This window comes from Acinetobacter sp. BMW17 (genome assembly GCF_001592855.1).
Taxonomy (GTDB): domain Bacteria; phylum Pseudomonadota; class Gammaproteobacteria; order Pseudomonadales; family Moraxellaceae; genus Acinetobacter; species Acinetobacter johnsonii.
In genome coordinates this window covers 1-21,601 of the sequence record NZ_LSOD01000048.1, presented here as the reverse complement: position 1 = coordinate 21,601, position 21,601 = coordinate 1, and the positions used below count along the sequence as shown (strand labels likewise).

Annotated in this window: 16 protein-coding genes, 1 tRNA gene and 7 pseudogenes; 6 read left to right on the top strand and 18 right to left on the bottom strand. The window is 37.3% G+C overall.

From position 1 onward, the window contains the following. Positions 1-51 precede the first annotated feature (51 nt). On the bottom strand, positions 52-2,463 hold the full coding sequence (locus AXW61_RS16260; RefSeq protein WP_062035269.1) for an FdhF/YdeP family oxidoreductase: 2,412 nt from the start codon (positions 2,461-2,463) through the stop codon (positions 52-54). A gap of 377 nt (positions 2,464-2,840) precedes the next feature. Here AXW61_RS16260 and moaA point away from each other — a divergent pair, with 377 nt between their 5' ends. From moaA to AXW61_RS16230, 6 genes and pseudogenes are all read left to right on the top strand, one after another. Further along, positions 2,841-3,836, top strand: a complete 996-nt coding sequence (gene moaA / locus AXW61_RS16255) for a GTP 3',8-cyclase MoaA (RefSeq protein WP_062035268.1) — start codon at positions 2,841-2,843, stop codon at positions 3,834-3,836. 139 nt (positions 3,837-3,975) lie between these two features. Next, on the top strand, positions 3,976-4,899 hold the full coding sequence (gene moaCB, locus AXW61_RS16250; RefSeq protein ID WP_062035266.1) for a bifunctional molybdenum cofactor biosynthesis protein MoaC/MoaB: 924 nt from the start codon (positions 3,976-3,978) through the stop codon (positions 4,897-4,899). After that, positions 4,896-6,113: a molybdopterin molybdotransferase MoeA gene (locus tag AXW61_RS16245; protein ID WP_062035264.1), complete on the top strand. Its 1,218-nt coding sequence runs from the start codon at positions 4,896-4,898 to the stop codon at positions 6,111-6,113. The genes moaCB and AXW61_RS16245 overlap by 4 nt, the downstream gene beginning before the upstream one ends. A 141-nt stretch (positions 6,114-6,254) precedes the next feature. Beyond that, positions 6,255-6,860: a molybdenum cofactor guanylyltransferase gene (locus AXW61_RS16240; RefSeq protein ID WP_062035263.1), complete on the top strand. Its 606-nt coding sequence runs from the start codon at positions 6,255-6,257 to the stop codon at positions 6,858-6,860. Between the two features lie 195 nt (positions 6,861-7,055). Then, positions 7,056-7,307, top strand: a complete 252-nt coding sequence (locus AXW61_RS16235) for a MoaD/ThiS family protein (RefSeq protein WP_062035261.1) — start codon at positions 7,056-7,058, stop codon at positions 7,305-7,307. Between the two features lies 1 nt (position 7,308). Then, a pseudogene (locus tag AXW61_RS16230) lies at positions 7,309-7,775 on the top strand (molybdenum cofactor biosynthesis protein MoaE). A 159-nt stretch (positions 7,776-7,934) separates the two neighbouring features. Here AXW61_RS16230 and AXW61_RS16225 read toward each other — a convergent pair. The 17 genes and pseudogenes from AXW61_RS16225 to AXW61_RS17395 all read right to left on the bottom strand — a co-directional run. Beyond that, positions 7,935-8,792: a tyrosine-protein phosphatase gene (locus AXW61_RS16225; RefSeq protein WP_171254097.1), complete on the bottom strand. Its 858-nt coding sequence runs from the start codon at positions 8,790-8,792 to the stop codon at positions 7,935-7,937. Positions 8,793-9,659: 867 nt separating this feature from the next. Beyond that, on the bottom strand, positions 9,660-10,769 hold the full coding sequence (locus tag AXW61_RS16220; protein ID WP_171254096.1) for an acyltransferase: 1,110 nt from the start codon (positions 10,767-10,769) through the stop codon (positions 9,660-9,662). 807 nt (positions 10,770-11,576) lie between these two features. Next, a pseudogene (locus tag AXW61_RS17860) lies at positions 11,577-11,722 on the bottom strand (Fic family protein); the annotation flags it as partial. 149 nt (positions 11,723-11,871) lie between these two features. After that, the gene (locus tag AXW61_RS17665; RefSeq protein WP_171254095.1) at positions 11,872-12,045 is read right to left on the bottom strand and encodes a hypothetical protein; all 174 of its coding nucleotides are present in this window, start codon (positions 12,043-12,045) and stop codon (positions 11,872-11,874) included. Further along, positions 12,045-12,191 (bottom strand): annotated as a pseudogene (locus tag AXW61_RS17575) (HNH endonuclease); the annotation flags it as partial. The pseudogene AXW61_RS17575 and the gene AXW61_RS17665, both read right to left, overlap by 1 nt. Before the next feature lie 67 nt (positions 12,192-12,258). After that, positions 12,259-12,468 carry a hypothetical protein gene (locus AXW61_RS16215; protein ID WP_062035256.1) on the bottom strand — a complete coding sequence of 70 codons (210 nt, stop codon included), beginning with the start codon at positions 12,466-12,468 and terminating at the stop codon, positions 12,259-12,261. 13 nt (positions 12,469-12,481) lie between these two features. Beyond that, on the bottom strand, positions 12,482-12,643 hold the full coding sequence (locus AXW61_RS17570) for a hypothetical protein (protein WP_155858686.1): 162 nt from the start codon (positions 12,641-12,643) through the stop codon (positions 12,482-12,484). A 413-nt stretch (positions 12,644-13,056) separates the two neighbouring features. Next, on the bottom strand, positions 13,057-13,191 hold the full coding sequence (locus AXW61_RS17905) for a hypothetical protein (RefSeq protein ID WP_266095383.1): 135 nt from the start codon (positions 13,189-13,191) through the stop codon (positions 13,057-13,059). Between the two features lie 136 nt (positions 13,192-13,327). Continuing rightward, positions 13,328-13,393 (bottom strand) — tRNA-OTHER (locus AXW61_RS16210). A gap of 598 nt (positions 13,394-13,991) precedes the next feature. Then, positions 13,992-14,199 (bottom strand): annotated as a pseudogene (locus tag AXW61_RS17940) (acyl-CoA thioesterase). 55 nt (positions 14,200-14,254) lie between these two features. Then, entirely contained in the window at positions 14,255-14,524 is a 270-nt protein-coding gene (locus tag AXW61_RS16200) for a hypothetical protein (RefSeq protein WP_062035254.1), read from the bottom strand. 107 nt (positions 14,525-14,631) lie between these two features. Next, the gene (locus tag AXW61_RS16195) at positions 14,632-14,847 is read right to left on the bottom strand and encodes a hypothetical protein (protein ID WP_062035252.1); all 216 of its coding nucleotides are present in this window, start codon (positions 14,845-14,847) and stop codon (positions 14,632-14,634) included. A gap of 358 nt (positions 14,848-15,205) precedes the next feature. Next, a pseudogene (locus AXW61_RS17405) lies at positions 15,206-16,123 on the bottom strand (IS5 family transposase). Positions 16,124-16,252: 129 nt separating this feature from the next. Next, positions 16,253-16,495, bottom strand: coding sequence for a hypothetical protein (locus AXW61_RS16190; protein ID WP_058952250.1), 243 nt, complete (start codon positions 16,493-16,495; stop codon positions 16,253-16,255). A gap of 335 nt (positions 16,496-16,830) precedes the next feature. Beyond that, positions 16,831-18,394 (bottom strand): annotated as a pseudogene (locus AXW61_RS16185) (sensor domain-containing diguanylate cyclase). A gap of 100 nt (positions 18,395-18,494) precedes the next feature. Beyond that, positions 18,495-21,044 carry an EAL domain-containing protein gene (locus AXW61_RS16180; RefSeq protein ID WP_062035250.1) on the bottom strand — a complete coding sequence of 850 codons (2,550 nt, stop codon included), beginning with the start codon at positions 21,042-21,044 and terminating at the stop codon, positions 18,495-18,497. A 192-nt stretch (positions 21,045-21,236) separates the two neighbouring features. Further along, a pseudogene (locus AXW61_RS17395) lies at positions 21,237-21,508 on the bottom strand (integrase core domain-containing protein); the annotation flags it as partial. Between the last annotated feature and the right edge of the window lie 93 nt (positions 21,509-21,601).

Genomic DNA, 21,601 nt, shown 5'->3' with positions numbered 1-21,601 from the left:
CATGAAAAAAATGACACCTGCAAATCAGGCGTCATTTCAGTATTGAATCAACTAGCCTGCTCGATTCACGATCTGATTGGCATCTTCAGGATCAACCGCTTGTGCCAAATTAAAATGTTCAGGTGCTTGACCTGCATGTAAAATCACAGGCACGCTTTTCGAAGCCGGTATTTTGGCGTATTTATCATGGCTACTGAGCGCAACCAATGGATTGGTCTCCGGATAATAGGCTGCGAGGCTACTCCGTGGAATGTTATACGGTACGATACGGAAGCTTTGAACCACACGTTTAACACCATCCGAATAAATACTTTCGATATCCACCCATTGATCTGCAACAAAACCAGCCGCAGCGATATCTTCTGCATTCATAAACAAAACACGGCGCTGACCAAATACCCCACGATAACGGTCATCGAGTCCATACAAGGTTGTGTTGTATTGGTCATGAGAGCGTGTGGTCATTAGGGTATAGACTTTGGCCCCTGTATATTGTTCAGCGTATTTATTCTCTTTATCTGCATACACTTCAGCCAACGGCGTAATTAAAAACTGTGCCTTGCCTGCAGGCGTATTCCATACGTGCTGATTGGCTGGATGCTCTAAGTGAAAGCCTCCCAGCTGATAGACACGTGCATTAAAATCATGGAATTCATCAAATACGTCTTCAATCGAATCTCGAATACGGTCATAGCTTTCTACATACCATTTCCACTTGATATTACTGTCTGGCAAGACGGCTGCTGCCATACGCGCCACAATGTCAGGCTCTGAAAGTAAATTCTTAGAAGCAGGCTCATTACGCCCTGCTGAAAGATGCACATTACTCATGGAATCTTCAACACTGACTGCCTGTGGCCCATGCTGTTGCATATCAATTTCGGTACGCCCCAAACAGGGTAAAAGTAATGCCTCTTTACCACAAACCAAATGGCTACGATTCAACTTCGTTGCAATCTGTACTGTTAAATCACAACGACGTAAGCCTTCTTGTGTATACGGTGTATCTGGAGTTGCAACAGCAAAGTTACCACCTAAACCAATAAAGACTTTTACATCACCTTCATACATCGCCTTAATGTTATCCACCACGCCAAAACCATGTTCACGTGGCGAGTTAATGCCAAATACTCGGTCCAGACTATCCAGCAATTTTGGGCTTGGTCGTTCATTGATCCCCATGGTTCGATCGCCCTGCACATTACTGTGCCCGCGAATCGGTGCTAAGCCTGCCCCTGGACGACCAATATGCCCTCTTGCCAACATTAAGTTCGCGAGCATATGTACATTCGCAGTCCCGTGTCGATGCTGTGTAATCCCCATACCCCAACAGAAAATGGCCGTTTTGGCATCCAAATACATCTTAGCTAATGACTCTAAATGCTCAGGTGAAAGCCCTGTATGTGCATGAATATCGGACCATGCAGTACAATCAATTTCTTCCATCATTGCATCGAAACCAACCGTGTTCATCTCAATAAATGAACGGTCAAAAACGCTCTTTTTCCCAGCTGCCAGTGCTTGAATGTCCCATTCACGTAAATGTTTCAGCATCCCAAACATGAGCGCATAGTCACCGCCTACGTTGGGTTGGAAATAATAACGACTAATAGGTGTACTGCCATTGGTCATCATCTCAACAGGTGCTTGCGGATCTTGGAAACGTTCTAAACCACGTTCTTTTAAGGGGTTAATGGCAACAATATTGCCTCCACGGCGCGACACTTCACGTAAAGTCCCCAACATCCGCGGATGGTTGGTGCCCGGATTATGCCCAAAACTGAAAATCGCATCGGCGATATCAAAATCTTCTAAAGTCACCGTTCCCTTACCCAAACCAATTGAGTCACGTAGGCCAACACTGGTGGTCTCATGGCACATATTGGAACAGTCTGGGAAGTTATTGGTACCAAAAGCACGGACAAAGAGTTGATATAGAAATGCCGCTTCATTACTTGCACGACCCGAAGTATAAAATGCTGCTTGATCTGGATGATCCAAGGCATGTAAATGTTTTGCGATTAAGGCAAAAGCATCATCCCATGAGATAGGCACATATTTATCGGTCGCGCTGTCATAGCGCATTGGGTCGGTTAAACGACCTGAATCTTCAAGCAAGAAATCACTTTGCTCAGACAGCCAACTGACTGTATGGGTCGCAAAAAATGCAGGCGTAACACGTTTTGAAGTGGCTTCAAAGGCAACGGCTTTCGCACCGTTTTCACAAAAGTTAAAGGCATGTGCATCTTTTTTTTTAGGCCATGCACAGCCCGGACAGTCAAAGCCTGTAGGTTGGTTAATATTGAGGAGCGTAATCGCACCTTTTTTGAAAACTTCCTGTCTCTTTAAATTTCGTGCAACACTTAATAATGCGCCCCAACCACCCGCAGGATTGGTATAAGGCTCTATTCGTGCATAGCTGGTTTCTTCATCGTTATGCTTTTTATCTTCAGTGTTTTCCATCTCACCGCCCTCAATAATTGTCTTCGGTAAAAATTTCTGCAATGATCAATTCACTGTTCGCTTTGCTCATACTTGCAAGCGATTTGGATTTCTCATCCCTTTTTTGTTGTCTATTTCTTATTCATCATGCCCGCGTTTCTTGGCACAACTCCAAAAACACTTTTGATAAAAAATATCACCCTTTTGGCATGTAATTTCAATAGATGAATTATTACAAAAGGCAAAGACTTGATGGATCGTGTTCAGGGAACACTCACTCATTTTTTGAAAATGAACGAACTAAACAGCTTCAAGACTCCGTTTGATCTTTGAAATAAAACATTTCATACTCTCGTTTATAAAAACTAGATCGTATGTAAATACGAAGTGGAGCGACTATGGACGGTTCGACTACTACACCCTTAGAACATACGTCAGCGCAACTGATCGATCAATTTGGCCGGCATAAACATAAACTCCGAATCTCTCTGACAGATCGTTGTAGTTATTGCATGCCCGATACACCTGAATGGTTAGCCAAAAAAGACATATTAAGCTTTGAAGAGCTTTTAACCTTTTGTGAAATGATGGTCAGTTTAGGCATTCGGCACATCCGCTTAACAGGTGGCGAGCCTTTGATGCGTCAAGGCGTGGTCAATTTTATTTATGCTTTGAATCGACTCAAGGCACAGGGCTTAGAACGTATTTCCATGACCAGCAATGCTTCCTATTTAAACAAGTATGCACGAGCGCTAAAAGAAGCAGGACTAGATGATCTCAATATCAGCCTCGATAGCATTCATGCAGACACGTTTATGAACATGACCAAACGTCCGATAGCACCTGTTCTCGAAGGCATTGCGGCAGCACAGCAAGCCAATCTCCCGATAAAATTAAACTGTGTTTTAGTCGCAGGACAAAATGATCATGAAGTGCTTGAACTGACCCAATGGGCTTATCAGCAGAAGATCGCATTACGTTTTATTGAATATATGCCTCTAGATCAACCTGAACACTGGCAGGCAGAAAAAGTTATCACTGAAGATGACATTATCCAAACTCTTAAGCCTCATTTTCAGATTAAGAAACAACCCAGACAACATGATCCTGCAACTATTTATCTGCTTAATGATCAGTACACATTAGGCATTATTTCCACCATTAGCAAACCGTTCTGTCAAAGCTGTGACCGTTTACGTATCACTGCAACGGGAGAGCTTTTTACCTGTTTATTTGCCAATAGGGGAACACCGCTGCGTCATTTACTTCAACAAAAAGATTCCGCTTTATTACAAGCCCAGATTCTGAATGCGGTATGGCATAAAAAAGCAGGGTTTATTGAATATCAACACGCCCCAACACGCAAAATCAGTATGCATGCCATAGGGGGTTAATTAGCGGGTTAATTTTGAGTTTGTCAGTCATTCGACTGTATCCGCATTTATTTTTGTGTTATCTAAATACGTCATAAACTTTTTCTCTTGATCGAACAGTTTCACTTTAGATCAACACTTCAATGTTTCGGAATACTTTATGAAAAACGTTGGCATGAAGCCAGAAAGCTATCGCGTTGCAACTGCAAGCTCCGAACTGCTTGCCCCTGCACATTGTTTACAACTTCTTGCCGACGGCAATACCGAAAAAGGTGATGCTCTCAAAACAGCTCGCATTGCTGGGATTTTAGCCGCAAAACGTACCGATGAACTGATTCCGCTGTGCCACCCACTGCCTATTTACCGCGCCGATGTCGATTTTGAACTGCTTGTCGACCGTGTGGTTATTCATGCAACCGTGGAAACGATTGGGCCGACAGGTGTAGAAATGGAAGCTTTGACTGCTGCCAGTATTGCGGCTCTCACCATTTACGACATGCTCAAACCACATTGCGAACCGCATGAGCTGATCATTCAGCAATGTAAACTCGATCTGAAAAAAGGCGGGAAATCACACTTTAAACGTCATTTGCGTCAGTCTGTTTCTGCGGCAGTATTGGTTCTGTCGGACACCGTTGCCGCAGGTCGTAAACCCGATACTGCTGGCCGCTCCGTCGTCGAGACCTTAACCGAAGCTGGTTTTGATCCGATTCACTATCAAATTTTACCTGACGAAGCCGATCAGTTAAAAACATTGGTCTTAGAGCTCACTCAATCTTATGCCTGCATTATTACTGTGGGTGGAACAGGTATCGGCAAGCGTGACATTACTGTAGATACACTTGAGCCTTTACTTGAACGTGAGCTCAATGGACTGATGGAAGCTGCACGTGCTTTCGGACAAAAACGTACCCCCTATGCTGCGATGTCACGTGGCGTTGCAGGTTTTATCGACCGTTCATTGGTGATTACCCTTCCGGGCAGCCGTGGTGGTGCAAGTGAATCTATGGCAGCCATTTTACCTGCTTTGGTTCATATTTTTGATGTCTGCCGTGATCTACCACATCCGGGAGGTTATGAATGAGTTGCTCTGGCGTTGGTTTAATTACACTCGATCAAGCTCTTAGACACTATAGCGCCGTCCAAACATTGCCTGTCGTTACTTTGCCTTTAGTACAGGCGCATAGACATGTTTTAGCGGCAGATGTTGCATCAACAGTTGCCTTGCCTCTATTTACCCAAAGTGCAGTTGATGGCTATGCGCTGCGCTCTGAAGACTTGCAAGCTGGAATTACCAGCTTTGAATTGGTTGGTGAAATTCGTGCAGGTATTGAAGAACATATTGAGATTCAAGCAGGTCAAACCGTTCGTATTTTTACTGGGGGCAAGCTGCCAAACTCAGCAGATACTGTGGCTCGACAGGAAATTATCACGCGTGGCCATAAACAAGCGACTCTAACTCAAGCTTTGGACAAAGGCGCAGACATTCGTTATCAAGGTGAGGAGTTATCCATCGGGACAATACTTGCGCAACAAGGCCAGCGTTTAGGCAGCGGTTTAATTGCGGCACTCAGTATGGCGGGGGTTCAGCATGTCGAGGTTTATCGCCAACCTAAAATTGCAGTGCTTATTACCGGTGATGAAGTCAGTACGCAACTGGACAATCAATCTAAAGTGTTCGATGCCAATGCGCCAATGATCCGTACTTGGCTCAAAGAACAGGGTTTTGCTGAAGTGTATTTAGAGCATGTGATTGATGATGAGAAGATACTCACACAAGCGCTCTCGAATGCCATGAATCATTATGACGTGGTCATTACTACAGGCGGTGTTTCGGTAGGAGATTATGACTTGATTCGACCTGTTTCAATGGCTTTAGGTGCAACAGAGATTTTTTGGCAAGTTGCGCAAAAACCGGGTAAACCATTGTATTTTGCTGAATATCAGACAGACCATCATCATTCTTATTTGATTGGCTTGCCTGGGAACCCTGCTGCTGTGCTCACCTGTCTTGCTGTACATGTATCGACACTATTGGCAGCTTTACAGGGAGTTACGTCTCCTGCACCCGCTTGGAAAAAAGCTCGTTTCAACGACAGTATTAAACAAGACAGCCGTGAGCAACTGGTTCGCATGGTATTAGATGTCAACGAGTTTGGACAATTAACCGTTTCCAAACTCGGCAAACAACAATCCCACATGCTCAGTAATTTAAATCGAGCCAATAGTATAGTTCGAATCCCTGCTCGATCTGATGCCCCTGTAACATTGGACTATGTCGATTTCATCTCGATCTAAGAACATAGATTGGATAGTGATACAAACCAAGTGCTTTTTTTGCACACGGTCTAAGGCTTGGACAGCTTTGTCTTAGACCGTACATCTCAATATTGAACGATCATTATTGATACCCCTATACACGGATGTTAGGTCAAAATCATGCAAAACTACCCAGCAACAGCACTGGTGATTTTAGCGGGTGGGAAAGCCACACGAATGAATGGGGTCAATAAGCTTTTGCAAAGATTTGACCATGAAATCCAGTTGTTAAAAATATATTCAGCTTTTGATGGAAAAGTTCAGGACATATGGATCAATAGTCATCGCGATTATGCGCAATATAGTAAGCTGATTCCTGATATTCACTGTTTCAAAGATAATAGTGCTGGTTTTTTAGGGCCTTTAATCGGTATGCAAACGGCATGGTCATATGTGCAAGCTGATTATATTTTATTTATCCCGTGTGATATTACCAACATTCCACAAGATATATTGCCGCGCCTCCATCACACATTAGAACAACATCCGCACTCTTCTGTTGTCTACCTGAATATCAATGGACAAGCGCTCTACCCTTTTTGTTTGTTAAAACGCAGTAGCCTAGAAACCTTAAATAAGCATTTACACCAACAACAATTCAGCTTAAAACACTGTTTCAACGATCTGTCGCCACAAACTTTAGATATTCAAAATGCGCATTTGGCTTACCACAGCCTCAATTCATTTGAAGAAGTGCACGCTTACCAAAAGTCATTAGAATCTTAGTCGAGTCATATTATTCGAACCGTACTGTCATATATAGATATAGCCACATCTATAAGAAAAATAGTGTTTTATTTGTCTGTACAAACTGACTTTTCCATTTTGATGATCAAATTAAATAGTGCTAAAGTGAATTAATAAGTATTCAATAAACTGAAGTCAGCAAACTTTTTTTAAACTCGTTTTGACCGAGGCGACATGCAGGACATTCATATCAAAATCGAGGCTTATGGTGCAATTGAAAGGCATCTTCCTGCTGAACTTAGCCTGAGCTGTGTGCCGAACAGTTTAATTGCTGATGTACTCGATCAAATAAAAATACGTTATCCATCTGCTTCTGACCTGCTGGAACGCTGTGCTTGTGCGATTGGTGAAGATATTGTGGTGCGTCAAAGTCGATTAGCACAAGATAGTACCTTGGTGTTACTTTCACCCGTTGCTGGAGGCTAAGATGTTAGAGTTTGCTCGTATTCAAGATGCTGCTCTCAATTTAGAGAATTTTGACAGCATTCAAGCATTTCCTGACTGCGGCGGAACAAGTGTTTTATTGGTACGGTTCGAAACCATCATGAAGGACGCGCGTTTCAGGCACTGAAATATACATCTTATGCACCTGTTGCCGAAAAGATGATAAAAACGATTGAACAAGAGATACAAGAAAAATATGCGCTTCGCTATGTTCGGGTTGTACATCGGATTGGTACATTAGATATTGGTGATAAAGCTATTATTGCCATTGCGTATGCTCCACATCGCCGAGAAGCATTTCAGGCCTGTGAAGAAGCGGTTGAGCGTGTTAAACATGAAGTTCCCGTTTGGAAAGAAGAGTTTTATACCGATAGAAGCAGCCAATATGTTGTAGGCTGCTGTATTCGCCAAGACTATGATGAAAAGCATGAACAACACCATCATCACTAGAAATACTTGCATCCATTGATGCTAAACACCAATGAAACTCTTTAAACGAAAATAACGGGAAGTCATTTACGACCATATTCAAGTTTAGTTTTTCCAATCAGTCCAAAGCCCTCTTCTACTTTGAGCTTTGGACTCGAATGGCGTTATTACGGCTTGATGTTATGAAGCACTTTTTGACTTATAACCGACGAGCATCTTTTCTTTCAACTTTTCAATATCTTCATTCGATAAGCCCAAACCTTCTGTCGCATACTTATCAATACTGCCATACACTTTGATGACTTCATCAAATTGTGCTTTAAAAAATTCTTCACGTACATCAAGAACTGGTCGATATATATTTGCGGCTGCTTCACCTTGGGTACTGACCATATATTGATACGTTGCATTGACACGGTCTGCGGTATACGCATTTGTTAAAAGATAGTCTTGTAAGACATCGTCATACTTCATGCCGACCAATAACTGAATCACCGCGGTAACCCATCCAGTACGATCCTTGCCTGCTGTGCAATGATAAAGCTGAACACCATCAGTATAAATTAAACTATTAATCACTACTCCGAAACGTAATTGAGTGCCTTTATCATGTGCAGCCATATTCGCCATTGAACTATTAAAAAAATTGATCATATCTTCAGCTGTAGCAATCCCTTTCGGTAGATCACTTTCTTTTGAACCAGCAATATTCACCATCATAATATTGGTATCGGGACTCAAAATGTCTGGGCTTTTTTCTCTTTCGGAATTGGTTCGCAGATCATAGACAGTCTTAATTTCCAGTGTTTTAAAGGTTTCTAAGTCTGTTTCATTTAATGGTAAATAGTTCGATCGATAAATCACGCCCCGTCTTAATTTCAAACCATCAACGTTAGCATAGTTCGTTGACATGCTATTTCCTGCAATATCACGAAAGTTGTCTGCTGTTTCAATTTTAGGTGTATCTGCCAAATATAAACTCGGATCATCCGTAGTATTTGCCGGATCATCAACGACGGTGTTATTAGAGTTATTCACATTGCTTGATGAGTTCGAATAACTACTTTCCTCACCACATCCTGTAAGGATAAGCGTTCCTAAGAGTAATGGGACGAATAAACTTTTTTTAAGACAAGAAACTAAAAGGCTTTGTTTGGTACTGACGTCCATGGTCTTTTACACATCTGATTTACGGAAGTCGTATTATTGTTAGAGCACATTACATTTACATGAATAATCAAGAATAAAACATAAGCTAATATATTAATTTTTATAGTATTTATCTCAAAATAAAATCACATTAGTGACATAAATCACAATTTAAAACACATTAACCCGCGTAAGTGACCGGATGGAATACTTTAATCATTTTGTCATTTTTTCATGATAACAAAATTTACTTTCCTTCAATCTAATATAAAAGCATCCATTTTTTCCCAGTAGGGAAAACCTCTATAGAAGGCTCCTTCCTATCAGGCATTGAATATAGTTTTTCTTTTGGTTTAAAACTTTTAACTTGAATGTCTTTAAAGCCAAAAATGAAAAGTGGCTACCACTGAAAAGGCAAAATTAAGCACACACAAAAGGGATATTTTCCAACAAAGCGGAACGTGCCAGTACTGCAAAGATGGTTGAAATTATGCGCCAAACAGCGAAATTCAGCATCTATTTAGTTATTATGGACTACCTACCTGAAATCACTACTGAGTTTCCAATCAAATTACAGGGCTTCTAGCTAAGGTGGATAAGTTGAAATGGGTCGTTGAAAAAGCCACTCATAGCTAGGCTAAAAGTGGCTTCTTAACCAGTCAGCTAGACTTAAAATCCAACATAGGAAAGTGAATAGTTTCATTTAGACATGAGCTTTTATATAAGTCGCTACAATTAAAACCACTTGAACCTAAATTATCTATTTTTTAAAAATGGCTTTTCAACATACTTATATGATGCGAATGACAATAAAACAACCGTTAAAAAAACCAATGGGAAGATCATAAAGTATCCCATCAACCCATTTGTAAAGTCATAAAAATCAAATACTGAAAAGAATAAATAAAGAACTAATCCATGTAAAAGATAAGTACTATAGCTAATGTCTCCCAACACTCTTAAACCTTTATTGTGTAGTATTTTTCCAAAGCTATAACCATTACAAACAAATGCAAAAATTAAAGTAATAAGTAGTTTTTGTGCGTTCGAAAAATGTGTAGTAAAGACAAATGCTAGGACAATAGTTACAACTAAGGTGATATCAACCAATCTACGTTTATTTTCAATAAGGTATTTAATTTTTTCTTCAAAAAAAATTGGAAAAATAGCGAGTAAAAATAGTAGATATAAGCTTCTTTTTGTCTCTAAAAAAATCACAACAAAAACTATAAAGGCTGTGATGAAATAGCGCTTATCAATAATTTTTTTATGATAAATTGCATGAAGAATTGGCAATGAAAAATAGAAGCCCCACTCGTAAAGAAGTGTCCAATTCACACCAGCAATAATAATAGTAGATTGAAACTCACCCAATGCCTTTCCATCGAATAGTATCCATCCTTTTAACCATTTAAAAATTTGTTTAGAACTATATTCATCCAGATTTACAGTCACTAAGGTTAAAAGTACAACAATGCTCACAACTAGTGCATAAAGTGGAACAATTCTTTTGACACGAGATTTAAAAACTTTCAACCAGTTAATTTCATTTGACTTAATTTTGTTTATAAACAAGTAGCCCGTTATCAAGAAGAAGAGCGAGACTGGTATTGCACCAAAATTATCTAAAATCTTATTCTCAGGATGATCCCAAACACCTGTGGTTTTCCACATATACGTAATGAAGAAATGATGTACAAGAACGGCCAGTGCTAGCACCCCTCGCAAGCCATCTAGCGCTGAGTTCCTATCTAAGGAATCAAAAGTTGTGTGGCTTAATGGAAGTTTAGTAATAACGAAACAGCTTAAAATTAAGCAAAAAACAAATATTACAATGATGTAATTTGATGGATCAAAATTAAACATAAGAAGCAAAAGAAATATTTTTCTGTATGATAGTAACATTAAATAAATACACAACTTATTTATATTTTTATCAAAAAATATTGAGACTAATCAATTATCAAGAACTAAAGATTCAAATCTGTAAACTTAAAATAACTCTTATAAAAAACCATTTATAACTATACTTAAAGTGACAGACTTGCTATTTGGTTGAGGAGACAATCATGTTGATGAGTTTAGAACAATTCATTTTAAGACCAGTACATTGACCTTTCAAGAAATCTGCCACCAACGTTCATGAAGCAATACTGAAAGTGCCGTAGCTAATAAGCGTGCGAAAAAGCAAGTCACTGGTGCAAGTTCAGCCACCATCACATTGTTTGGTCTCATCTATGTGGAATATGGCTTCGGCAACCTAGTCTTTGTGGCTGATCAATTTGGCCACAGTCTTCAGATGCTCATTAAGCAATATGCAAAATGGATACATGCAGATAAGAACAGGATAGAAATGGCAAAACTAAACACTACAAATGGCACTTAAAGTGGCTTTTTTATATAGGAAATTTTGGGGTGGCGTCAATTGAACTCAAAACCCAAAACATTAATTCTTAAGACATTTCATTGAATAAAAAAATTCATTGACCCAATTTTGACCCACATCAGATTTAGTGTATTGAATCACTTATAAATCTTGTTCACATCCCAATGCATGGATTTGAAATGGAGTACGGCATTATAGCAGAACTCTATATTTCAAAATAATTACAATTTTATATCATTTTAATTATTTTCTTATAGTACAAATAATCACCTCAACCCCATTATAACTCAATTTTTTACTTTGTATTTTTGCTTAGGACTCTTAGGCTTATCAGAAAGAATGCGTTCAACCACACCTGCTTCTACTACCGGAGTTAAATAATTTTTTTTTGGAAAGTTGCTCGGTGGGACAAATCTAAAAGAGCCATCAGTTCTAGCTTGGGCAAATGCCTTCTTTTTTTGCTGTTAAAGCCATATGCACTCCTTTAACATATTTGCGAAATGGAAAATTTTTTATACGTGAGGTGGGGTGTCCGAAGGCAAAAGTTTTTGAACTTTTGACCGCCCTCTGCCTGCTGGTTTTTTATGCACCATTTTGATGCATTTTATTAGAATAATTATCCACAAAATCATCTAGTTTCATCGCACGTTCTCGTAAAGCTTCTCGAGCATCGTTTAGCAAGCGTTGATCAAACTGTATACCTCGCACAAAGTTAGCCGCTGATTCAATTTGCTCTAGTAGTTCTTCATGACTCACTACCGACTCTCCTTTAAGGTTTTATCTTTGTGGCACGGCGGACACAACGATTGTAGGTTAGATTCATGATCGGTAACACTCTAAGCAACATTAACAATATGCTCTAGTTCTAGTTGTGTGGTAACAAGGCGGCAATGCTGGCAAGTCTAGTAATATGGCATCAAGTCTGCTCTGCAATCGTTGTAGCTTTGGCATGATTACTGATCCATATACTCATGGCTGTTTGGCTCTTCCTGCTCTTCGAGTGTTAACAATAATTCGTTGTTCAGTTTCATCTGCACTTGCAGGTGATTGATCAGCTGATTGTTCTGTTTTACCACCTTTGTTAGTAAGGTAAGTAATTACTTTTGTGATGGATTCTATCGACTGCTCATACATTGCCTTTAGTTTCTGTCGACGTTCTTCACATGATTTACATGACATGATTAATCACCATTTAAATTGGTTTCGATGTTGTGAATCTTACGGCGCTGGTCACGAATGAAATAAGCCCTCCATCAACCAAGTGTTGTGGCATACCCTTTAGATGAATCATTGATGCGCCCTTTATGTTTTGCTTATAATGCTCTTTGTTTCGTTTTGCTTCAACTTGATCCATGGCGGATACCCACTTTTTGTATCTACTTTGGATGCAATATACACATCCTTGTTTAGCTTAATTAGATTGCCTTTAATAATATCTTCACCAAGCCACTTAAAGCATAGAGCTTACCCAAGCAAAAACGATACAAGAGCAACTACGATATAACCCATACTCACCACCTAATAAGAAAAGAAAAACCCGCCAATAACGCATATTGAGCGGGGTTTTACGTGCCAAAATCCGTTCGGTAAATCACTAATGAAACTTAGCCAAAGGTATTATATTTCCTTCAAACAATCACGGTATTCTTTGACTTCACTATCAATCTCAGTCGCGCCATGAACACTAAATAAACACATTAACAATTTAAGCATTTCGTTCTCCTACAATCGTATATTTATTACAAAAACCAACACTAATTACGTTGTTTAGAAGCCTTGTAGAGCAGCTTTTTGAACAATTTTATCGAAGTTTGAGGGTGAAGCGTGTTCGCTAGTAATGCGCTTTGATCTATAGCAGCAACTTGCCATAACACCAATACCCAATAAGGTTAGTAGCTTCATCTTTAATTCCATCCATGTAGAATATTTAATTAAAAATATCACCCAAAAATGTATCTATCAAATCTCCTTTTGATTAATTATTGTTCACCATGTAACTAAATACCTAGCAACATAATAGATACCCTTGAATTAAATATGGTGCGCCATGCAGGGCTTGAACCTGCAACCAGCGCGATGCTCTATCCAATTGAGCTAATGGCGCTTAAATAAGGATGGGTGATCTACTACATCCTTGCCTATATCTCTTAAGAGAAAATTCTACTTTTAAATCCTATTCTTTTTAGGGGGGATTACCATCTACCGCTACTCACTTACCTTAAAAACCACTGGATAGGCACATTATTTTTAGTCTTCAGCTTTTGTATTCAATTTTCGTGCGGGGCATGACTCCAAATTCTGATTTTACTTTCTTGCATATCCTATCCAAACTCGATGAACTGCATGGGTTGTACCTTCTTTAGTGAGATCTATATGTGCTTACTCAAACAATCTTTAGCTAATTAGCAAGCTTAGGTGTATGGGCATGGCCTTTCTCCAGACAATAAAAACCACCCGAAGGTGGTTCGTTTAAAACAACATCGACATTTGCCCAAACTCATAAATCGTTAATGTAAGGACAAAGGCCGAAACCGAGATTACAAGCACATCTTGTGAAGCCATACTTTTCTCCCTTTATTGTTCTTTTTTTATACTCTCACATTTAAAATAATTATCAACACCGAAAGAATACATTTCTCACAATTTAGAATGATAGACATGTAAGAAATTATATAAAAGTAGCTTATTTACTAATTAAGCTTCTAAGTGCTTAAAAAATTTACCAGTTGCTTTTGTCTTTTATTAAGCCCTAGGAGCTCTTTTCGATTAATAATTTCATCTTCAGTAAAAGGGAATTGGTTGATAAGGCCTTCTATAGGCATAGAACTATTTTCAATTAAGAAACTGTCCTGTTTGTTCGATCATCCAATTTGAGTTTATGTACTCAGATTTTTTACGATGTCTTTTCATAAGATGAAATGATACCAAGTCATTAGAATATAAATTAGACTGGTTTTTTCAAAAATCATAGATTTAAAGCTTTATGGGCCCATTTCAGAAATTTATCTTTATCGTTGAAATGCGGAACATTCAATAAATTGATGTAGGAAACTTCACCAAAGTTTCCTGAGATTTTATTTGATTCAAGAACTGTAAAATCTTCTTCTTGCCCTACATGTACTTCTCGAAAAAACTCTGTAACCTTCCGATCAAGGTTTAGTGAGGTAAACCCTTCTCTCTCAATTAAAAAGTCATAGATTTGGCTAATCACATGTAACTCAAATTTTCTATTCATTGTCTTCCGTTCTCATAATTATTTTAACAATGGGTTTAATTTAAACTAATTTCTTTTACGGATAAAGGCAATAAAAAAACTACTCTCAGGCACATTTAAATAGATTTTCACTTAGTCTTTGCCAGTAATATCTCTATTCGTTGAGTAACTTCCCATAATTTAAGCTCAGCATCACGCCAAAAATAGTAGACGTCACCATCTATGCCATACATTTGCTTAATGTAGTTTGTTGATTTTGTCTTGTTTATTTCTTTAGCATTAAAAGATGGTTTATCAAACACTATTACCCTGCCATCTAAATCACCACCGATACAAATATTCATTTCTATTCTTTTTTGTAAGCAATGATTAAACTATATCACAAACAAAAAAAGCGCAATTACCTGAACGCACTTTATATACTAAGCATCTAATAAAATATTAAAATTTAAACCATACGATTAAAGTTAAGCCGCCATAAAAAAAGCCCTACATCTCTGTAAGGCTTTCCCCTTGGTCATGTGCGCTGATACAAGGAATCGTTGTTTTTATTGACAACATAATAATTAAATCATTAATCTCACAAAAAATAAAGTAAAAAAATCCGCAACTTGCGGAAGGTTCAGGATAAAACTGATGTTAACCAACATAGGCTTTGTTGTACAAAGGCTTGAAAGGCAGAGTTCTGCTAAGTGAGTAAATTTAAGATACAACTTGGGTATGAGGGATACCTAATTCAGTGAATTTATTCAAGACCGCTACACGAGCATGAATCTCATTCACCTGAATAGGAAAGCTTCTTGCCGTTAATTTATCTCCCAATAATTTGATGCAATATATCTTGGTTTCGACCAAACTTCGACGATGATAGTCAGACCACTTTTTCCAAAGGGATCTTCCAAGCCGTTTAACTGTTTTCAATAACTCATTTCTATCTAAAGATCCCAATTTCTTATCTTACCATGGCCTCGCATTTTTTCTTGGAGGAATTAAGGTATATGCATGACGATCTGAAATCACTTGTCTGCACAATTTCGTGTCATATGCTCCATCCGTATAGACAGAATCAATAGATGGGATTTGATTCAGCAGAACACCAAGACTTGTGAATCACTGACATTATTTGTTGTGAGCTGTACAGCTCATTTGCAAGGTTTTAGCATCTATACAAATATGCAGTTTACGTCATTGCCGACGATATTCAGGCTGATGTTTTTTGCATTTCCATTCAACTTCACCTGAAAACTTCAAACTGGTACTATCAGTGGGCAGAGGGAGACACCCATACTTTTTGATAGAGAATCGCAATATCGATATGCTCTTGTCTACTACAGAGGATTGAATAATCTGGTGCGTTTCAATCCAAACTACAGAGTTTAATGAGACTTTGCATAAAGCCAGTGACCATATGCAAAGAGAGTCGAAATAAGGATTTAATCATGAGACAACATTGAATGGCTGCAATCGAATAAGTTTGATTTCGTCCCTGTTTGGCTTTTTTTGAGCATACCATTGGGTAGTAGGATCAAATAAAATCGAGATGTTTCCTCGATTCATTAAAGCGTGATTGTAGGTCGACCAATTGCTGATTTGATATTTTTTAGATACAGGCTTAGTCAGCTAAGTATTATATTGCTGAATGGGCCTTTAACAGTAGATTTGTATGACAAAGCCACATGGAATTAAAAAAGTACTCAGATAACTTTCATTATCTGAGTACTTTTTTAATCGTTCAACTTATTAAATACGTTAATTTATTTTGGAAACATAAATCTCATAATGAGAATGCATACCTTTATTTAATATCACTTCTTCTATTTTATATTTTTCAACAATTCCATCGGACAAGAAATTATGCAGACAATCTCCCTCATTAAGTGGTGTACATATATCTTTACTAGTAATCATTGTCGATTGAACAATACAATTTTTTAAAATTAGATCATCTCCACCATCAATCCTGCTTAATTTTAAATCTATTTTATTCATCATATTGGATTTCCTTTAATAAAGTTTTTCGGATATCTCTTAATGATTATTAGCATTTAGATTATACTTCTGTAAAGTACAACTTATTGTAATTTGGTAATCTGTTCGGGAAAAAATCTAAAACTGCCGAAACAATAATCTTTTCCATGCCCCCGTGTAATATGAAATACGACGCACTAAATTAAAATATAGGCGGACTATAGGCTTTTTTATCTTGTAAAAAATACAGTATAAAATTCATCCAACTATTAGTAAACCTTATACCCAAGTTACTACTAAATCTGAGCAACTTAGAGTAGATTTAACGGTGAAATACTTTCGAAATAAAACCATATAAATTATAATCTTATACAGTTTCGTCCACTGTTTTTAGCCTCATAAAGATTCTTATCAGCCAGAATAAATACTTCTGAAATATCTTCAGAAGCTTCAGGCCAAGAAGCGATACCTATCGAGACTGTAATCGATCCAACCTTTTCTATCGATTGCGCTTCCACTTCTCTTCTAAATCTTTCAGCACTTTCATAAACGTCTTGCTGGCTAACATCAGGTACAATAACAATAAATTCTTCACCACCATAGCGACAACAAACATCATCTTTCCGAAAATTCTTTTGCATCATTTCTGCAATATTTTTCAGTACTAAATCACCTTCAGCATGTCCATATGTATCATTTACTCTCTTGAAGAAATCTATATCTATTAATAATATTGAAAAGGGGATTTTCAAAGCTATTTTCTGATCTATAGACAAATGCATCCCTCTACGATTCATCAAACCAGTAAGAGGATCCGTATTAATGAAATAATCCATCTCAGTCATTTTTTTTGAAAAGTGATGAACACTCAATAAAAGAGCACGTTTAAATTTAACGATTTCATAATACCATGGGTTAATATTTTTAATTTCCCTACTTGCTTCAGGCTGATGTAAAGAGCTTGCCATATTTGCAAGCTTATGCAGAGGAGATGCTATAAAAAAAGAACACTTCCAAACAACATAAAAAATTAGTAAATAAAATATAAAGATTCCCGCTGATACTTTATAAATAATCGAATTCGCTTGTTTTAATAACTGCTTTGTGGGTTGCTGGGAGACAATTATCCAATTCGTCGTTTTTACATGTGAGAATCCAGCAAGATTATCAATACCTCTACTGTTGATAAGACGAATTTTCCCTGAATTTTTTTTTTTATATAATCTAAACCAGTGTTATTTTTGATTATCTCACCGATTCTTTCATGATCAGGGTGAAATATAATTTTATCATTTTTATCAATTACATACATGTAACTTTTTCGATATGTTTCATTCGTTGATAAAAGTTGATTAATTACATTTTTTTCTTTTAAATATATCGCAGATCCAACAAAACCTCTGTAGCGCTTTTTTTCATCGAATATCGGATATGACATAAAAACAATCATATTCTTTTTAACAGAAAGATATGGCGATGATATATATGGTTTTTTTTCCTTTATTGAATTACTAATTCCTAACGTAGTTTGTACTTTATTTTTATCAATATTCAATATATTTGGTGAATAATTAATCAATCTACCCTCTGAATCACTGACAACCACGCTATTGTAGTAATCAGATTGCATTTTTAATCTCTGTACTTCTGTTTCTCGGATCTCATTATCATCAAATTTTTTCCCTAAAAACTTTGCGCTGTATCCAAGTTCGGTTCGATCAGTATATTCTTAAAGTGATTATCTATAATTATTGCAATCTTGTTTGCGTGTTCGGAATTAAGTGCTAATGAATTATTTATAAGCTGATTTCTTACTATATAATAGCTAATTACTGAGCTAATAATAAAAAGACTTAATACCGAAAAAATCGCTAAAAAAAGTATTAATTTTCTTAAATTTAAATTAATTTTAAATATTTCCATTTTTAATTAATTAACCATAATTTTTTAATTTTATTACACTTTTAACATATAATTAAAGTTACAATTAGATTTTTATTACAATTTACAAAGATTAATTACGTTAACTTAAACTTTCCAACGGCAAAAATTTCGAATTCAAGTCAGTTATTGGGGCAGGCCGTGCATAAAAATAGCCTTGAAATAAATCACAATCGTGTTGATAGAGCAGAATTGCTTGTTCTAGTGTTTCAACACCTTCCGCTACGACCTCTAAATTCAGCTGATGGGCTAGAAAAATTATCGACCGAACAATTGCAGCATCTTGAACACTAATTGTCAGATTCACAATAAAACTTCGATCCAGTTTGATTTGAGTAATCGGTAGTAGTCGTAGATAGCTAAGGCTCGAATAACCAGTGCCGAAGTCATCAATGACCACATGCACTCCTAAAGCACGAATTGATTTTAGAATTTCAATTGCCCTGTCGGCACCACTAATAATAACGCCTTCAGTAATTTCAATTTTAAGCAGCTCAGCTGGTAATTGACTTATTTTTAGCGCTTTTTGAAGTTCCTCAAGAAACCCAGCACGTCCAAACTGCAAAGGAGAAATATTAACTGAAACCGTGAGCTGACTATCATGCGCCTTATTCCATTTAGCGATATCTAAACATGCTGTTTCTAAAACCCACTGTCCAATATTTACAATTTGTCCTGTTCTTTCAGCTAAAGGAATAAAAACATCTGGAAAAATATAACCCCGTTCGGAATGATACCAACGAATCAGCGCTTCTACTCCCTGAACCACGCCTGTTAATGGTTTGATTAACGGTTGATAGAATAGTGTAAACTGCTTCTTCTTTACTGCTTCCATAAGTTCTAAACGCAGATAAGCATAATCTAAATTGGGTGAAATTTTATTGCTTTCTTCATAACAATGCCAAGTATTACGGCCTTGTCTCTTTGCTTCTCTCATAGCCAAAGTAGACCGATATAAAAGTTCTGAAGCACATTGTATAAAACTGTTATTTATGACGATACCCATACTTGCGCTTAGATGGAGTGTATGGTCATCGACTTGAAACGGCTCTGAAATCAAATCAAGAATCTTTTCAGCTCTTGTGGTTATTTTTTTATGATCATGTTGGCCTTTGATTAATAATACAAATTCATCTTCGGCATACCGACTCAAAACCTCATCAGGTTTTAAAAAACCTTTTAGTCGGCTCGCTATATTTTTAATAACTTTATTACCAACGTAGTAACCTAAACTATCATTCATCGAACTAAAGTCATCAAGATCAATATAAAGTAAAGTTAGAAGCTTTTGTTTTTCGAAAGTTTGCTCTAAGACTTTTTCAAAAGTTATTTGATTTAGTAAGCCTGTTAATTGATCATGAGTATTTTGATATTCAATATATTCTTCATGGATACGTTGCTGAGTAATGTCTTCCTGAATTCCAAGAAAATGAGTACATTTGCCATCTTGATCCAAAATTGGCCCCAACATTAGTCTATTCCAGAACCAACTCCCATCCCTACAATAATTTTTTAACGTTATCTGAACATCTTTCTGTTCCTTTACCGCTTGCTTAAACAAAGCAAGTTGCTCTAGATTAGTATCTCGGCCCTGTAAAAAATTATAATTACGGCCTATGACTTCCTCTTCTGTATAACCAACTTGTTTAAGAAAAGCAGGATTAACAAAGCTGATCACCATGTTTTCAGAGGCATCCGTGATAAACATCCCACTCGGACTTGCATCAACTCCGCGCTTTAAAAGACGTAAGCTCTCTTTATTTTTCCGATTTACACTAATGTCACGTGCTATCGTAAATACACCTGTAACCTTTTGATTTTGAATTATTGGTAAATTGATAATATCAAGCCATATAATTTTTTCTAACGCATTGTAAACGGGAATTTCGTAATGTTGAGACTTCCCCAGTAGGGCAGATTTAAATGCAGCATCAACTAATTCATGATATTCATCAGGTATTAATGTCCAATAGTGTTTCCCCTGTATTTGCTCTTGTGAAAAACCCGTAATTTCACGACAAGCAATATTGGTATTAAGAACGTATCCTTGCAGATCAAGTTCAAGAATTACATCTGGATGATAATTGTAAAAAGAACTATATTTTTCATTTATGGCTATTTTTTGTTGGCGTTCATCATCAAGCTCAATCGCTAATGCAACTAAAGAGGCGGCCTGTTCTAAAAGACGAATATTATGTTTCGTCGGTTTTTTGGGAGTTCGGTAATAAGTCCCAAAAGTTCCATATAAAATATTTCTTGCATTAATAATAGGCATAGACCAGCAACTTGACAGCTGCTCTGCCTTAACTAATGCACGATAAGCTGCCCAATTCGGATCTTCCATCAGATCCTGACTAATCACTAACTTACGTAAAAATGCAGCTGTTCCACAAGCTCCGCGCTGAGGACCAATTTTTAAATTATTGACGGCTTTACAGTATTGATTTGAGAAATGTTGTTTACCACTGATAAGCTTTAAAGTTTGATCATGTTCAGAATAAAGCATGATCGTAACTAAGGCATCTGGAATATGGGATTCAAGCCACCCAGAAATTGCATTTAGAATGGGTTCTAATTCAGCGTGCTGCCCTATAAGACTAAAAATATGATACGTATCATAACTCTCTCTCATTTGCTCCTACCCTCGCTTAACCTCTATTCAATCCTTGGTCTATTTTTGACTTCATTATTATAACAGTTTGTATATTTTTCATTTATGACTGGCTATATTAACAAGTAACATTAGCCTTTCCTTATGACTATAGAGGTGGTCCCACTTGTTTGAACAACTAAAAGCGTATTTATAAGTGATATTCCGCTCTAGTTAAGCCACCTTGTTTTGTTGGGGTAGTTGATCATAGTAAAACTCATTTGGTGTCATTTTGTCTAGACTCGAATGAGGTCGTTTCAAATTATAAAACTCAAAATATGCACTCAATTGTTTTTTCGCATCTGTGACACTGCTATAAGCTTTGAGATACACCTCTTCATATTTAACGCTCCGCCATAATCGTTCAATCATCACATTATCAACCTATGAGCAGTATACTGCGCAAGTTTACCATCCATACTGATTTGAATGCCATTTGATTTCAGGTGGTGTTTCAAAAAGTATGCTGGCGTTAAACAAATCCGTTATTAAGGTAAAAGAAAGTCAAATCAAAGGCTTTAAAATGATTTTCGAGCTTT